The sequence below is a fragment of the Streptomyces zaomyceticus genome, from assembly GCF_014656215.1.
Lineage (GTDB): Bacteria > Actinomycetota > Actinomycetes > Streptomycetales > Streptomycetaceae > Streptomyces > Streptomyces zaomyceticus.
Map to the genome: position 1 here is coordinate 74679 of NZ_BNBZ01000018.1, position 15002 is coordinate 89680.

The window sequence follows — 15002 nt, forward strand, 5'->3', positions numbered from 1 at the left end:
CTAGTGAGCGTCGGCGATGTGCTGCGTACCGATTCGCTTACGGAAGACCCAGTAGGTCCAGCTCTGGTAGAGCAGCACCAGCGGGGTCGCGATCGCCGCGCACCAGGTCATGATCTTGAGCGTGTAGGGGCTCGACGACGCGTTCGTCACGGTAAGGCTCCACTCCGGGTCGAGCGAAGACGGCATGACGTCCGGGAAGAGCGCGAGGAAGAGCATCGCCACGGCTGCGGTGATGGTGACGCCCGAGAGCGCGAACGACCAGCCCTCGCGTCCTGCCTTGATCGCGCCGATCGCGCCGACCAGGGACACCACGGCAATCAGCATCGCCGCGAGGCTCCAGCTGTCCCCGGTGTCGATCTGGGTCCAGATCAGGAAGCCGAGCGCGAGCACCGCCGTGACCAGGCCGAGCTTGAACGCCAGGGACCGCGCCCGTCCCCGGATGTCACCGACCGTCTTGAGCGAGGCGAAGACCGCCCCGTGGAAGGTGAAGAGGGTGAGCGTGACCAGGCCGCCGAGGAGCGCGTACGGGTTGAGCAGTTCCCAGAAGGTGCCGACGAACTCCATGTCCGCGTCGATCTTCACGCCCCGGACGATGTTGCCGAAGGCCACGCCCCAGAGGAACGCGGGGATGAGCGAGGTCCAGAAGATGGCCTGCTCCCAGTTGCGCTGCCAGTTCTCCTCCGGCCGCTTCGCCCGGTACTCGAAGGCGACACCCCGGACGATCAGGCAGACCAGGATGATCAGCAGCGGCAGGTAGAAGCCGGAGAAGAGCGTCGCGTACCACTCGGGGAACGCGGCGAAGGTCGCGCCGCCGGCGGTGAGCAGCCACACCTCGTTGCCGTCCCAGACGGGTCCGATGGTGTTGATGAGGACCCGCTTCTCGACCCGGTCGCGGGCGAGCAGCTTGGTCAGGATGCCGACCCCGAAGTCGAAGCCTTCGAGGAAGAAGTAGCCGATCCAGAGGACGGCGATGAGTACGAACCAGACGTCGTGGAGTTCCATGCCTCGATCTCCTGAGCCTCAGTACGAGAAGGCCATGGGGCGGTCGGGGTCACGAGAGTCCCCGCCGATCTTGGTGGGCGGGTTGAGATCGTTCTCGGTGAGCTCCGGCGGTCCCGCCTTGATGTACTTCACGAGGAGCTTGACCTCGATCACGGCGAGCACGGCGTAGAGCGCGGTGAAGACGATCATCGAGGTGAGCACTTCGCCCGTCGTGGTGCCGGGGGAGACGGCGTCCCGGGTGCGCAGCACGCCGTAGACGACCCAGGGCTGACGGCCCATCTCGGTGAAGATCCAGCCCCAGGAGTTGGCGATCAGCGGGAACGCCATGGTCCAGAGGGCGACGATCCAGTACCACTTGCCCAGGCGGGGGCTGAGCGCCTTCCGCTTGAACAGGACCAGGTTCGGCACTTCGTCCTCACCGGTCCGCAGCCCCGGCGCCAGCATGAACTTCTTGCGGGTCAGCCAGAGGCCGAGCATGCCGATGGTCAGCGAGGCCATGCCGAAGCCGATCATCCAACGGAAGCCCCAGTACGCGACGGGGATGTTGGGCCGGTAGTCGCCGGGGCCGAACTTCTCCTGCTCGGCCTTGTTGATGTCGTTGATGCCCGGGACGTACGAGGTGAAGTCGTCGTTCGCCAGGAACGACAGCAGGCCCGGGATCTCTATGGCCACCTTGTTGTGGCCCTTGTCGACATCGCCGTAGGCGAAGATCGAGAACGGCGCGGGCGCCTCTCCGTCCCAGAGCGCCTCGGCGGCGGCCATCTTCATCGGCTGCTGCTTGAACATGACCTTGCCGAGCAGGTCGCCGCTGATGGCGGTGCCGAGGCCCGCGATGATCAGGGTGATCAGGCCGAGCCGCAGCGAGGTCCGCATCACCGGGATGTGCTTCTTGCGCGCCAGGTGGAAGGCGGAGATACCCACCATGAACGCGCCGCCGACCAGGAAGGCCGCCGTCATCGTGTGGAAGAACTGGGTGAGGGCGGTGTTCTGGGTGAGCACCTGCCAGAAGTCGGTGAGCTCGGCCCGGCCCCGCTCCTCGTTGATGCGGTAACCCACCGGGTGCTGCATCCAGGAGTTGGCCGCGAGGATGAAGTACGCGGAGAGGATGGTGCCGATCGACACCATCCAGATGCAGGCGAGGTGGATCCGCTTGGGGAGCTTGTCCCAGCCGAAGATCCACAGACCGATGAAGGTCGACTCGAAGAAGAAGGCGATCAGCGCCTCGAAGGCGAGTGGCGCACCGAAGATGTCCCCGACGAACCGGGAGTAGTCGGACCAGTTCATACCGAACTGGAACTCCTGCACGATGCCGGTGACGACACCCATGGCGATGTTGATCAGGAAGAGCTTGCCCCAGAACTTCGTCGCCCTGAGGTACTTCTCGTTCTCCGTCCGGACCCAGGCGGTCTGGAGGCCCGCGGTGAGCGCGGCGAGGGAGATCGTCAGGGGGACGAAGAGGAAGTGGTAGACGGTGGTGATGCCGAACTGCCAGCGCGCCAGGGTCTCTGGCGCCAAAGCGAGGTCCACGTCGTTTTCTCCTTACATCGCCGTGGTCACATCGGCAGTTTGCCCCGCTTGCCCCACCCATTCAGGGACTAACCGGGACACGCTTGTGAACGCGTTCACATTCACAAGCATTATGGCTCATACGAAATCCGTACCTTCAGCCGGGGGTCCCCTTGTCGTGGGCCATCTCTTCCCAGGGCCTTCAACATATTGTTGAATCCGGGGCATGACCCTTCGGATACGCATCGTCTGGCCGGCCGGACACACCACGGCCACCCTTGAGGAAACCCCCACGAGCAAGGCGCTCGCGGGGGCTCTCCCGATCTCCTCCACCGCCCGGACCTGGGGCGAGGAGGTCTATTTCGACACTCCGGTCTCCGCCTCCGTGGAGGACGGCGCACGCCAGGTCGTCGACCCGGGCACGGTGGCCTTCTGGACGGAGGGTGACGCGCTCGCCCTCCCCTACGGCCCCACCCCGATCTCACGGGGTGCCGAATGCCGGCTCGCGAGCCCCTGCAACCTGCTGGGCGCGCTCGACGGCGACCCCCGGATCCTGGCCACGGTCCGGGACGGCGACCCCATCCGCGTGGAACGCGTCGGCGGCTGACCGACCGGCGAACCGCACGGCACCCGGCAGCCGACCGGCGGCCGATCCGGCCACCGGTCCGCGGAGAGACCGCCGGCGACCGACCGCGCGCCGATCCGCGCGGAGTCGTCAGCGGTTGATCAGCCCTCCTTGCGGAAGCCCTCCGCCGCCTTCAGGAACAGGTCGTTCGCCTCGCTCTCGCCGATCGTGACGCGCACACCCTCGCCCGCGAACGGCCGCACCATCACACCGTGGCGCTCGCACTCCGCCGCGAAGTCCAGCGTCCGCTCGCCGAGCCGCAGCCAGACGAAGTTCGCCTGGGTGTCCGCCACCGTCCAGCCCTGGGCCACGAGCCCGGCATGGACCCGGTCGCGCTCCGCCACCAGCGAGCCGACCCGCCCGAGCAGTTCGTCCTCCGCGCGCAGCGAGGCCACCGCCGCGTCCTGCGCCAGCTGGCTCACCCCGAACGGCACCGCCGTCTTGCGCAGCGCCGCCGCCACCGGCTCGTGGGCGACCGCGAAGCCGACCCGCAGCCCCGCCAGGCCGTACGCCTTGGAGAAGGTCCGCAGCACGGCGACGTTCGGCCGGTCGCGGTACAGCTCGATGCCGTCCGGGATCTCGGTGTCGCGGACGAACTCGCGGTACGCCTCGTCGAGCACGACCAGGACGTCGGAGGGCACCCGGTCGAGGAAGCGCTCCAGCTCGGCCCGGCGCACCGCGGTGCCCGTGGGGTTGTTGGGGTTGCAGACGAAGATCAGCCGGGTCCTGTCGGTGATCGCCTCGGCCATCGCGTCGAGGTCGTGCACCTCGCCGTCGGTCAGCGGCACCTGCACCGAGGTGGCCCCGCTGATCTGCGTGATGATCGGGTACGCCTCGAAGGAGCGCCAGGCGTAGATGACCTCGTCACCGGGGCCCGAGGTCGACTGGAGCAGTGACTGGGCGACGCCGACCGAGCCGGTGCCGGTCGCGATGTGCGAGACGGGCACGCCGAAGCGGTCGGCCAGCTCCTCGGTCAGGCCCGTGCAGGCCATGTCCGGGTAGCGGTTGAAGTTCGCGGCGGCGGCCAGCGTGGACTCCATGACCCCGGGCAGCGGCGGATACGGGTTCTCGTTGGAGGACAGCTTGAAGGCCACGGGACCGCCCGAGGCGGCCGGCCTGCCCGGCTTGTAGGTGGGGACGCCGTCCAGCTCGGCGCGCAGCTTCGGGCTGCCCGTACTCGTCCCGCTGGTCTCGCTCACAGTGTGGCCTCCTCGACCGTCCGTACCGCCAATACTGCTCACCTTAAGAGGATTCCCGCCCGCTGCGAATGGGCTGTGGACAACAGGAGGGACACGCTGTGGAAACGGCCCCCTCGGAGCGCCCCCACAGAGGGGGAGCGCGTGCTTGGGTGGCGCGCGCCGGTGGCGGGCGCCGTGGCGCGCATCCCCCGTAGAGGTGAGTTGAGACCTCTTCGAGACCTCGCCCCCACGCCAGGCCTACACCGTTCGACAACCCCAGGTCTCATGTCAAAGGCCGTAACTGCCTTTGATTCATTGCCTATTGATGCCTTTCGGCCATGCAGAAACGTGCCTGTCAATGCCTGCATATGCGACCGGCCCAACCGCCCCTCGTCGCCCTACTATCGGCTCGCCATGACAGCAGCAGGGAAGCACCAGGTGAGCCGGGCACAGACCCGGGGAAGCCGGCAGGGCCGGGCAGGCATCCGGGACGTGGCCGCCGCCGCCGGGGTCTCCATCACGACTGTCTCCGACGCGCTCAACGGGAAGGGCCGACTCCCCGACGCCACCCGCCGTCACGTTCGCGAGGTCGCCGACCGGCTGGGCTACCGCCCATCCGCGGCGGCCCGCACGCTCCGTACGGGGAAGTCGGGACTCATCGGCCTGACCGTGACCACGTACGGGGATGAACCTTTCACCTTCACCGAATTCGCGTACTTCGCGGAGATGGCCAGAGCAGCCACATCGGCCGCGCTCGCCCGGGGCTACGCCCTGGTCATCCTCCCCGCCACCTCCCGACATGACGTCTGGTCGAACGTCGCCCTCGACGGCACCGTCGTCATCGACCCCTCCGACCACGACCCGGTCGTCACCGAACTGGTCCGGCAGGGCCTCCCCGTCGTCTCCGACGGACGCCCCGCCGGCACCCTTCCGGTCACCGCCTGGGTGGACAACGACCACGAAGCCGCCGTCCTCGATCTGCTCGACCATCTCGCCGACGCCGGCGCCCGCCGCATCGGACTCCTCACCGGAACCACCACCGACACCTACACCCGTCTGTCCACCACCGCGTACCTCAACTGGTGCGAGCGGGTGGGCCAGGACCCCGTCTACGAGGCCTATCCGGCGCACGACCCGTGCGCGGGCGCCGTCGCGGCCGACCGGCTGCTCGCCCGACCGGACCGGCCCGACGCCGTGTACGGCCTCTTCGACCCCAACGGAACCGACCTCCTCGCGGCCGCGCGCCGCTACGGACTGCGCGTCCCGGACGACCTGCTGCTGGTCTGCTGCAGCGAGTCCACCGTCTACGCCACCACCGAACCGCCCATCACGACACTGTCGCTCAAGCCGCGACGGATCGGCACGGCCGTCGTCCAGCTCCTCATCGACGCCATCGAGGGGATCGACACGGACGGCCCGGTCGAGCAGGTGATACCGACCGAACTGATCGTGCGCACCTCCTCGCAGCGCCGTTCGCCACGCACGACCGTCAGCCCGCCGCGCTCACCCGCGAAGGACTGACCCACCAAGGACCGATGTCCGAAGGCCCGTCCTCCGAAGTACCCACTTCCGAAGGACCGGCCTCCGGAGCACGACCCACGAAAGACTGATCGGCGAAGGGCCGACACCCCGTCAACCGGCACCACCGAATCTGCCGTCCTCGCCCCTGCCCGTGGGCCAGGACGGCAAAACCGGCCACCTATCCGGCCTCAACCCTGGATTCGACCTTCTCAATTCGGGCGAAACAACCGGTGAACCCGGAGTGGACCCGGATTCACCACCCCTGGTGCGTCACACAGGAGGACCCTCATTCCTATGATGGGCGCACGACACCGCGGACCACCCCGACCAGGCCGGTCCGCGATGTGCAGGGCATCGCGACGGTGGTGGAGGGGTCCATGACTCAGGGGGCCGGGCAGGAGCCCGTGGTGCGCACGGCGACATTGCGTGACTTCCGCGTACCGCCGTACGCCCGCGTGCCCGTACAGGGCCATGCCACCGATCCGACATCCACGGAGCCTCTGCCGGTGTCACCACCGGCAGAGATCCCGCCCGTGCCCATGTCCATGCCCACCGCGCCCGCGCGGCCGGCCGAGGAACTGCCTCCCGTCGCACCCGCGCCGGTCGAGGCCGTACCGGTGCAGGCCGTGGCGGCACGGGCCGCAGCCGCGCAGGCGGCCACGGCAGCCCGGGCGTCAGCCGCACAGGCAGGGGCGTCAGCCCCACAGGCTTCAGCCACGCAGACCTCACCCGCCCAGGCCCCGGCGGCACCCGCCCAGGCCCCGGCAGCACCCGCGCAGGCCCCGACGGCACCCGCCCAAGCCCCGGCGGCACCAGTCCAGGCCCCGGCCCAGCCAGCACCCGTCGCACCCTCGCCCCTCCCCGCCGCGACCGCCCCCGCCGACCCGCGTGAGCACACACCCGCGAGCGCCCCCGCGATCCCCGCCGTCCCCCCGCAGCCGCCCGCCCGGACCGCGCCCAGCGCGCCCATGCCCGCCGAGCCGACCCTGCACCTGGGACACCGGACCGCCGCCCCCGCGTACCCCGCCGCGGCGGGTTCCTCCATCGTCTCCGTCGCCACCGGCCACCCCGGCAGCGGCTTCCCGGAGGACCGGATGCCCGAGGGATACACGCCGACCGAACGCGACCTCCCGGTCATCAACCGCGGCGACACCGTCCAGGTCCCGGTCACCCCCGAGGCCGCCCCCGCCGCCGAGGCCGCCCCCGCGAACGGCGAAGGACCCGGCCCGCTCTACGTCGTCGGCGACGTCCACGGCTACCTCGACGAACTCGTGGCCGCCCTGCGCGCCCAGGGCCTCATCGACGAGAACGGCGGCTGGTCCGCCGGCAACGCCCGCCTCTGGTTCCTCGGCGACTTCACCGACCGCGGCCCCGACGGCATCGGCGTCATCGACCTCGTCATGCGGCTCTCCGCCGAGGCCGCCGCCGCCGGCGGCTACTGCAAGGCCCTCATGGGTAACCACGAACTGCTGCTCATCGGCGCCAAGCGCTTCGGCGACACCCCGGTGAACTCCGGCGCCGGCACCGCCACCTTCCAGGCCGCCTGGCTGCTCAACGGCGGCCAGAAGCACGACATGGACCGCCTCCAGGACGTCCATCTGCAGTGGATGTCCCGGCTCGACGCCGTGGTGCGCGAGGACGACCACCTCCTCCTGCACTCCGACACCACCGCGTACCTCGAATACGGCGAGACCATCGAGGACGTCAACGACACCGTCCACGAGATCCTCACCAGGAACGACGCCGACGAGGTCTGGGACGTCTTCCGAAAGTTCACCAAGCGCTTCGCCTTCCGCGACGAAGGCGGGCCGCAGGCCGTACAGGAGCTGCTCTCCACCTACGGCGGCCACCGGATCGTGCACGGCCACAGCCCCATCCCGTACCTCCTCGGCCAGGTCGGCACGGAGGAGGGGGAAGACAGTTCGGGCCCGATCGTCGACGGACCGCATGTCTACGCCGACGGTCTGGCGATCGCCATGGACGGCGGAGTGACCATGGCCGGAAAGCTACTGGTCGTCCAACTGCCGCTGAACAGCTGACGCATAACCCTCCGCATCCGGGGAAGGCGAATTCCGGAAACACCCTGTCAGCGCGTGGCACCGCCGCAATACCATCGGATCCATCCGTAGCAGGCTCTCCTCCGTTTCCGCCCAACCGACCGTTTCCCACGGCTGATCCGGGCCTACGGAGCATCGGGGGATGCAGATGAACGTGGCTCCGCACCTGCTGACCGAGGACCGCGCCGAGTACGAGCGGCTCCTCGACGACGCACTGAGCACCGCCCACACCCGTCCGGATCTCGACGGAGCCGGAACCCGGCTCACGCTCGCGCAGTTGCGCTCCCTGACGCTGAACGCGACAACGCTGGTCACCAGCGCGGCGGCGAGCGAGTACGACCACTTCGTGAAGGTCCGCGAGCAGAACCGCTCGACGAGGGGGAGCCGGGCTCCGGCCTCCTCCGACCGGCCGGGTCCCGGCCCGGGGCCGGGCGTCGTCGCGATCCTCACCGTCCTCGTGCCCGTCCTCGCGGGCGCGGCCGCCGTCATATTCCTGCTGGTCGGCGCGGTTCTGCACGCGCTCGCCCCCACCATGGTGTTCGGGGCGACCCTCCTCACGGCCGGTCTGGTCTTCGGCGTCGTGGCCGCCGCGGGACTGCTCTGTGCTGCGGCCGGGCTGCTCCTGACGGCCCTGCGGAACAGTCCTGCCGAGGTGAGCGCGGGCGGCCCGCCCGCCGCACCGGACGACGAGCTGTCCCTCGCCCGGGAGGCCTGGCGCCGCGCCCTGCTGGAGCGCGGCATCCTGCCCTTCCTCCGGGACGTCCTGGCGGCCACCGCCCCGCCCCCGGGCCCGCCCGTCCCCTGACCCGGACACGCCGCCGGCCCGCGTCTCCCCCCGTGGGCCGCGGGCCGGTGGCGTGTCGGGGTCCTCCGGGTCACTCCGCCAGCGGGAGGTACACCCGGTTGCCCGTCGCGGCGAACTCGGCCGACTTCGCGGCCATGCCCGCCTCGATCTCGTCCGCCTTCAGGTCGCCGCCGTGCTCACGGCGGATGTCCTGCGAGATCTTCATCGAGCAGAACTTCGGACCGCACATCGAGCAGAAGTGCGCGGTCTTCGCGGGCTCCGCCGGCAGCGTCTCGTCGTGGAACTCACGCGCGGTGTCCGGGTCGAGCGCCAGGTTGAACTGGTCCTCCCAGCGGAACTCGAACCGCGCGTCCGAGAGCGCGTCGTCCCACTCCTGCGCCCCGGGGTGCCCCTTGGCGAGGTCGGCCGCGTGCGCCGCGATCTTGTACGTGATGACACCGGTCTTCACGTCGTCGCGGTTGGGCAGGCCCAGGTGCTCCTTGGGCGTGACGTAGCAGAGCATCGCCGTGCCCCACCAGGCGATCATCGCGGCGCCGATGCCGGAGGTGATGTGGTCGTACGCGGGTGCGACGTCCGTGGTCAGCGGGCCGAGCGTGTAGAACGGCGCCTCCTCGCAGATCTCCTGCTGGAGGTCGATGTTCTCCTTGATCTTGTGCATCGGGACGTGGCCCGGGCCCTCGATCATCGTCTGGACGTTGTGGCGCTTGGCGATCGTGTTGAGCTCGCCCAGCGTCTTCAGCTCGGCGAACTGCGCCGCGTCGTTGGCGTCCGCGATCGAGCCGGGGCGCAGACCGTCGCCCAGCGAGTACGTGACGTCGTACGTCGCCAGGATCTCGCAGAGCTCCTCGAAGTTCGTGTAGAGGAAGTTCTCCTTGTGGTGCGCGAGACACCAGGCGGCCATGATCGAGCCGCCGCGCGAGACGATGCCGGTCTTGCGGCGCGCGGTGAGCGGCACGTACGGCAGGAGTACGCCGGCGTGCACCGTCATGTAGTCCACGCCCTGCTCGGCCTGCTCGATGACCGTGTCCTTGTAGATCTCCCAGGTCAGGTCCTCGGCCCGGCCGTCGACCTTCTCCAGCGCCTGGTAGAGCGGCACGGTGCCGATCGGCACGGGGGAGTTGCGCAGCACCCACTCGCGGGTGGTGTGGATGTTGCGGCCGGTGGAGAGGTCCATGACCGTGTCGGCGCCCCACTTGGTCGCCCAGGTCATCTTCTCCACCTCCTCCTCGATGGAGGAGGTCACGGCGGAGTTGCCGATGTTGGCGTTGACCTTCACCAGGAACCGCTTGCCGATGATCATCGGCTCGATCTCCGGGTGGTTGACGTTGGCCGGGAGCACCGCGCGACCCGCCGCGATCTCCTCCCGGACGACCTCGGGAGAGACGTTCTCCCGGATCGCCACGTACTCCATCTCCGGGGTGATCTCCCCCCGGCGCGCGTACGCGAGCTGGGTCACGGCCTGGCCGTCGCGGCCGCGGCGCGGCAGACGCGGGCGGCCGGGGAAGACGGCGTCGAGGTTCTTCAGCCCCCCGCCGCGCGGCGAGGTGTGCTTGATGCCGTCGTCCTCGGGGCGGGCCGGGCGGCCCGCGTACTCCTCGGTGTCGCCGCGCGCGATGATCCAGTTCTCGCGCAGCGGCGGAAGGCCCCGCCGTACGTCGGTGTCGACGGTCGGGTCGGTGTACGGGCCGGACGTGTCGTAGAGCGTGACGTCCTTGCCGTTGGTGAGGTGCACCTGACGGACCGGCACCCGGAGGTCGGGGCGCGAGCCCTGGACGTATCCCTTGTGCCAGCCCGGCGTGCGCTCGGCGTCGACGGGGTCGACGGAGACGTCGTCCTGGTTGGAGGCAGGCGTGCGTGCATCCTGAATGGTCATGAGACCGATCTCCCTACGCCGGCATTACCCGGTAACAGGTTCGGCGGTCGGCGCAGCCTCCTCCCGTACGTACATCAGTACGCGCGTACGGTGATCAGCGCCCTCTCAGCCCGGTGCTCCGAGCTCCCGCGTGTGCAAAGGTGCCACCACGCTAGCGTCAACCCTGGCGTGCTGAACAGTGGGCCCCCTCCGTTCTTGCGATGATCGGTCGGTGACTTCCCCCCAGCAGACTCCCGAGCCGCACGACCACGATCACGGTCCCGGCCCCTCCCACGGGCACGGCCAGGGGCACGAGCCTTCTCACGGCAACGGCCACGGGCATGGCCACAGCCACAGCCACGGACCGGCCGCTCCGGTGTCGCGCCATCTGCGCAAGGTGATCGCCGCGGTCCTGATCCCCTTCGCGACGGCCGTCGTGGTCGGGCTCGTGGTCCTGTGGCCAGGTGGCGTCCCGGCGCACGAGCGCACCGGGGTCGGCTTCGACCGCCAGATCGAGCAGGGCGAGGTCGTCGCCGTCGAACAGGTCGACTGCAAGGACGTGAACGCCGCCCAGGTACCGCCGACCGGGGACACCTCGACTCCGCAGGGGCGCGAGGCGGTCGCGGCGCAGCAGGGGGACTGCGCGAAGGCGACCGTCGAGGTCACCAGCGGTCCGGAGAAGGGACGCAGGTTCACCGAGATCGTGCAGCCTGACGCCCCGCGCCAACTGCACGAGGGACAGGGTGTGGTGGTGGCGTACGCCCCCGACGCCCCGCGCGATCTGCAGTACTCGGTGACGGATGTGAACCGGAAGGTGCCGATCGCCGTCCTCGCCGGGATCTTCGCCCTGGTGGTCGTGGTCGTCGGCCGGATGCGGGGCGTGATGGCGCTGATCGCGCTCGCCGTGAGCTTCCTGATCCTGACGTTCTTCATCCTGCCGGCGATTCTGCAGGGGTCGAATCCGCTGGTCGTGGCGGTGGTCGGATCGAGTGCCATCATGCTCGTCGCGCTCTACATGTGCCACGGGCTCTCGGCGCGCACCTCGGTCGCGGTGCTCGGGACGCTGATCTCGCTGCTGCTGATCGGTCTGCTCGGTTCGCTCTTCATCGGCTGGGCCTCGCTCAGCGGCAACACCGACGACAACACCGGCCTGATCCACGGCCTGTACCCGAGCATCGACATGTCCGGCCTGCTCCTGGCCGGCATCATCATCGGTTCGCTCGGTGTGCTCGACGACGTGACGGTCACCCAGACCTCCGCGGTCTGGGAGCTGCGGCAGGCCGATCCGGGCATGGGACCGCGTGCGCTGTACCGGGCCGCGATCCGGATCGGCCGCGACCACATCGCCTCGGTCGTGAACACCCTGGTGCTCGCCTACGCGGGCGCCGCCCTCCCCCTGCTTCTGCTCTTCACCATCGCGCAGAGCAGCATGGGGACGGTGGCCAACAGCGAACTGGTCGCCGAGGAGATCGTCCGGACGCTCGTCGGGTCGATCGGCCTGGTCGCCTCCGTGCCGGTGACCACGGCGCTCGCGGCCCTGGTGGTCTCCGCCGACCGGACGGAGGGCGGGATCCGGAAGCCGGCAGCCGTACGGGGTGGGCGGCGCCGCCGAGCCAAGTGAGCCGCGGGCTCAGGCAGCCGGGCCCGCGCTCTCCTCGGCGAGAATCCGCCCCAGGGCGGCCTCCAGGTTGTCCTCGAAGTCACCCAGCGTGCGTTCCTGACCGAGCGGAACCAGCTTGTCCGTCCGGTCGAGGAAGGCGACCAGCGGCGGAGCGCTGGCCCGGAACAGGGCGCGGTCACCACCGACCTGGAGCCGGATGGAGACGTCCGAGAGCCCCTCGGGCTCCGTCGGGGCGATGTGCACATCGCCGTCCCCGCTCGGCCGGTTGATCCCGTCGAGCAGCAGCTCCCTGCCGAACGCCCAGGTCACAGGCGCGTCCCCGGGGAGGTGGAAGGTCATCCGCACCGCGTAGGGATCCCGGGTCTCGTATCGCAGTTCCACCGGGATCTTGAAGGAGAGCTCCTCGGAGACGAGGAAGCTCATCAGGACCTCGGCCTGAACCGACTCTCGCATCATGTACCCCGCAGTAGATGAAGCAGTTGTGTAAACACAGCTGCTGAAAGCTGTGACCGAAACGGCCAGGAATGATCCCCCGTGGCCCTCTTGACGTAATCGTGCTGTAAGCACTAGCAGATCACAAGGAGTGATTTTTCAGATACTGATAGAGAACGCGAGTGAACTGAAGAGCCTTCCGATCTCCGTGCGTAGTCGCTCGACTGCTGGGAGCAACCGTTCTTCCTGGTGAAGAGGGAGAGAAATGGCCATTGCGGCCGCCGTGGAGCCCGCGGTGATGGGGATCGCGGCACAGACCGTGCCGAGCGCATATTCCTGACGCTCCACCAGAGGCTCCATTCGCCCCAAACCGCCCAAACGCTCCAAAAGCACACCGCGATTACGCACCGTGTACGGAGTGATGGATTCCACCGGATGGCGGTCAAGGTGGTCTTGACGAGATTTCAGATCGAGTTGACTCAACAGGCACTGCCCGATCGCATGGGCGTGCGCGGTCTCGCGAAAGTCGGCCCATTCCTCCACCGCAGGGGCGGAAGGGGTGTCGGCGACTGCGACGAGCTCGATCTCCCCCTCGCGGTAGAGGGCGAAGTAGACCGGCACACCGATCTCGTCCCGCCAGCGGGCAAGGGAGTCTTCGATCTTGATGCGACGATTCTGCACAGCTCCGCCGCCGGCCAGTCGGACGGCGGCGTCACCCAGCACGAACACACCCTTCTCACGGACCAGATAGCCCTCGTGCGTCAGGGTGCGGAGCAGGTGGTACGTGGTGGGCAGCGGAAGGCCCGTCTCACGGGCGAGCTGTTTGGCTGGGGCGCCGTCCGCGTGGGAGGACACGGCCTCCAGAAGTCTCAGCGCTCGCTGCACCGAGCCGATCAGGGTAGGCGCAGCAGTATGCGTAGCCGTGGCCAAAGGTCACCCCCAGGCGTGACGACGGATGCAGTGCATCCGCCCGCGGGGGCCGCCCCCGCGCGCCCGCCGGGCCTGGGAAACCGCTGGTCAGTAGGGAGGTCTACGCCTGTAGTCCCCAATGCGGCGGAGGGATTCCACTCTAGTGGCAGCCCCTGGGCCCGCGTCTTGAATAGACCTGCGCGTTCCCCCAGCCGGGCTAATACGCTCCGTCGGCCTCATACCGATCGGTAGCTTGTGCTACCAGTCCTCACGCGAGCGGTCGGAGGAGCTGAACTTCCTTACGACGTAGATCAGTCCGGCGACGAGGGCCACGAAGAGCAGCACCTTGAAGAGCAGTCCGACCACGACGGCCAGGACGCTGGTGATCAGTCCGCCGAAGACGAGCAGGGCAAGTGCGGGTATGGCGACCCACTTCACCCACCAGGGCATCCCCGCGAGAATCTCCTGTACGGCCATCGTCCCTACCTCGCTCTCGAAGATCCGTTCCGCACACTCCGCGCCGAACACCTTCAAGGCTAGGGGCCGGGAGGGACGCACGGGGGCCCTGCGGCCCCCGCTCTCCCCTGATCCACCCCCTAGGGGCTTCGACCGCCGGACCCCGAGCGCGGCCCCGATCCCCGGAAGCACTTCCCACGTCCGAAAGCCCTCCTGGGCCTCGGACCGACCCCCTGACTCCGGAGGAGCACTCCCGGACCGAAGCTCCAGGGGACGGCGGTCCCCGCCTCAGCTCTCCGGCGGGGAGAAGACCACCATCACCCGCAGGTCCTCGCTGATGTGGTGGAACTTGTGCTCCACCCCCGCCGGCACGTAGACCACGCTGCCGCGCGCGACCTGGGTCGTCTCCGTCCCCACCGTGATCGCCGCCCGGCCGCTCACCACGAAGTACACCTCGTCCTGGCGGTGCGGCTGCTGCGGGTCGAGCTCCCCGGCGTCCAGCGCGTACAGGCCCACCGACATGTTCCGCTCCCGCAGGAACTGGAGGTACGCGCCCTTGTTAGCGGCACGCTCCGCCTCCAGCTCATCCAGTCGGAATGCCTTCATCGCCTGTCAGCCCCTGCCGTCGGCCCGATCATGTCTGCCACGATCAGACACATGAAGAATTTCGTAGTCAAGACGCTCGCCAACGCGGGCGCCCTGGGAGTCGCCATCTGGCTGCTCCAGGACATCACCCTGACCGGTGAGAGCACCGGCAAGAAGATCCTGACCCTCATTCTCGTCGCCCTGGTCTTCGGGCTCGTGAACGTCTTGGTCAAGCCGGTCGTCAAACTGCTGACGCTGCCGCTCTTCATTCTGACGCTCGGCCTGATCACCCTCGTGGTCAACGCCCTGATGCTGCTCCTCACCTCCTGGCTGGCCGAGCAGTTCAACCTCAGCTTCCACGTGGAGGGCTTCTGGACCGCCGTCCTGGGCGGCCTGATCATCTCCGTCGTCTCGTGGGCACTGAACGTCGTGCTCCCCGACGGCGACTGAGCG

14 protein-coding genes are annotated in these 15002 nt (G+C 68.9%); 6 read left to right on the top strand and 8 right to left on the bottom strand.

The window, feature by feature from the left end; all coding sequences use genetic code 11:
* Positions 1 to 1002 (bottom strand): cytochrome d ubiquinol oxidase subunit II, encoded by a 1002-nt coding sequence (gene cydB / locus IE311_RS22880; RefSeq protein ID WP_189833655.1) that lies wholly within the window; start codon positions 1000 to 1002, stop codon positions 1 to 3.
* Positions 1003 to 1020: 18 nt separating this feature from the next.
* On the bottom strand, positions 1021 to 2529 hold the full coding sequence (locus tag IE311_RS22885) for a cytochrome ubiquinol oxidase subunit I (protein WP_189833656.1): 1509 nt from the start codon (positions 2527 to 2529) through the stop codon (positions 1021 to 1023).
* A gap of 205 nt (positions 2530 to 2734) precedes the next feature.
* Between IE311_RS22885 and IE311_RS22890 the strand changes: the two genes are divergently transcribed.
* Complete coding sequence (locus IE311_RS22890) at positions 2735 to 3115, top strand: cyclophilin-like fold protein (RefSeq protein ID WP_189833657.1); 381 nt, start codon at positions 2735 to 2737, stop codon at positions 3113 to 3115.
* Between the two features lie 119 nt (positions 3116 to 3234).
* Here IE311_RS22890 and hisC read toward each other — a convergent pair whose 3' ends face one another.
* Complete coding sequence (gene hisC / locus IE311_RS22895; protein WP_189833658.1) at positions 3235 to 4332, bottom strand: histidinol-phosphate transaminase; 1098 nt, start codon at positions 4330 to 4332, stop codon at positions 3235 to 3237.
* 393 nt (positions 4333 to 4725) lie between these two features.
* Here hisC and IE311_RS22900 point away from each other — a divergent pair, with 393 nt between their 5' ends.
* From IE311_RS22900 to IE311_RS22910, 3 genes are all read left to right on the top strand, one after another.
* A complete protein-coding gene (locus IE311_RS22900; RefSeq protein WP_041130217.1) occupies positions 4726 to 5832 on the top strand; it encodes a LacI family DNA-binding transcriptional regulator in 1107 nt (368 codons plus the stop codon).
* A 362-nt stretch (positions 5833 to 6194) separates the two neighbouring features.
* The gene (locus IE311_RS37355) at positions 6195 to 7871 is read left to right on the top strand and encodes a metallophosphoesterase (protein ID WP_409351071.1); all 1677 of its coding nucleotides are present in this window, start codon (positions 6195 to 6197) and stop codon (positions 7869 to 7871) included.
* A 160-nt stretch (positions 7872 to 8031) separates the two neighbouring features.
* A complete protein-coding gene (locus IE311_RS22910) occupies positions 8032 to 8694 on the top strand; it encodes a hypothetical protein (RefSeq protein WP_189833660.1) in 663 nt (220 codons plus the stop codon).
* A gap of 70 nt (positions 8695 to 8764) precedes the next feature.
* Here the strand turns inward: IE311_RS22910 and thiC are convergent, their stop codons facing one another.
* On the bottom strand, positions 8765 to 10567 hold the full coding sequence (gene thiC, locus IE311_RS22915) for a phosphomethylpyrimidine synthase ThiC (protein WP_189833661.1): 1803 nt from the start codon (positions 10565 to 10567) through the stop codon (positions 8765 to 8767).
* 211 nt (positions 10568 to 10778) lie between these two features.
* Between thiC and IE311_RS22920 the strand changes: the two genes are divergently transcribed.
* On the top strand, positions 10779 to 12167 hold the full coding sequence (locus tag IE311_RS22920; RefSeq protein WP_373313942.1) for a YibE/F family protein: 1389 nt from the start codon (positions 10779 to 10781) through the stop codon (positions 12165 to 12167).
* 9 nt (positions 12168 to 12176) lie between these two features.
* On the opposite strand, the gene IE311_RS22925 is transcribed toward IE311_RS22920, so the two are convergent.
* From IE311_RS22925 to IE311_RS22940, 4 genes are all read right to left on the bottom strand, one after another.
* Positions 12177 to 12620, bottom strand: coding sequence for an SsgA family sporulation/cell division regulator (locus IE311_RS22925; protein WP_030317990.1), 444 nt, complete (start codon positions 12618 to 12620; stop codon positions 12177 to 12179).
* Between the two features lie 138 nt (positions 12621 to 12758).
* A complete protein-coding gene (locus IE311_RS22930; RefSeq protein ID WP_189833663.1) occupies positions 12759 to 13529 on the bottom strand; it encodes an IclR family transcriptional regulator in 771 nt (256 codons plus the stop codon).
* Positions 13530 to 13766: 237 nt separating this feature from the next.
* Positions 13767 to 13985, bottom strand: coding sequence for a DUF5326 family protein (locus tag IE311_RS22935; RefSeq protein ID WP_189833664.1), 219 nt, complete (start codon positions 13983 to 13985; stop codon positions 13767 to 13769).
* A 267-nt stretch (positions 13986 to 14252) separates the two neighbouring features.
* Positions 14253 to 14570, bottom strand: coding sequence for a cupin domain-containing protein (locus IE311_RS22940; RefSeq protein WP_030204915.1), 318 nt, complete (start codon positions 14568 to 14570; stop codon positions 14253 to 14255).
* Positions 14571 to 14621: 51 nt separating this feature from the next.
* Between IE311_RS22940 and IE311_RS22945 the strand changes: the two genes are divergently transcribed.
* Positions 14622 to 14999, top strand: a complete 378-nt coding sequence (locus IE311_RS22945) for a phage holin family protein (protein WP_189833665.1) — start codon at positions 14622 to 14624, stop codon at positions 14997 to 14999.
* The last annotated feature ends 3 nt before the right edge of the window (positions 15000 to 15002 follow it).

Bases quoted from the DNA above. Each gene is read 5' to 3' on its own strand.
- IE311_RS22900 (WP_041130217.1), top strand. From the start codon at position 4,726: ATGACAGCAGCAGGGAAGCACCAGGTGAGCCGGGCACAGACCCGGGGA.
- IE311_RS22935 (WP_189833664.1), bottom strand. From the start codon at position 13,985: ATGGCCGTACAGGAGATTCTCGCGGGGATGCCCTGGTGGGTGAAGTGG.
- IE311_RS22910 (WP_189833660.1), top strand. From the start codon at position 8,032: ATGCAGATGAACGTGGCTCCGCACCTGCTGACCGAGGACCGCGCCGAG.
- IE311_RS22940 (WP_030204915.1), bottom strand. From the start codon at position 14,570: ATGAAGGCATTCCGACTGGATGAGCTGGAGGCGGAGCGTGCCGCTAAC.
- IE311_RS22890 (WP_189833657.1), top strand. From the start codon at position 2,735: ATGACCCTTCGGATACGCATCGTCTGGCCGGCCGGACACACCACGGCC.
- thiC (WP_189833661.1), bottom strand. From the start codon at position 10,567: ATGACCATTCAGGATGCACGCACGCCTGCCTCCAACCAGGACGACGTC.
- IE311_RS22945 (WP_189833665.1), top strand. From the start codon at position 14,622: ATGAAGAATTTCGTAGTCAAGACGCTCGCCAACGCGGGCGCCCTGGGA.
- cydB (WP_189833655.1), bottom strand. From the start codon at position 1,002: ATGGAACTCCACGACGTCTGGTTCGTACTCATCGCCGTCCTCTGGATC.
- IE311_RS22925 (WP_030317990.1), bottom strand. From the start codon at position 12,620: ATGCGAGAGTCGGTTCAGGCCGAGGTCCTGATGAGCTTCCTCGTCTCC.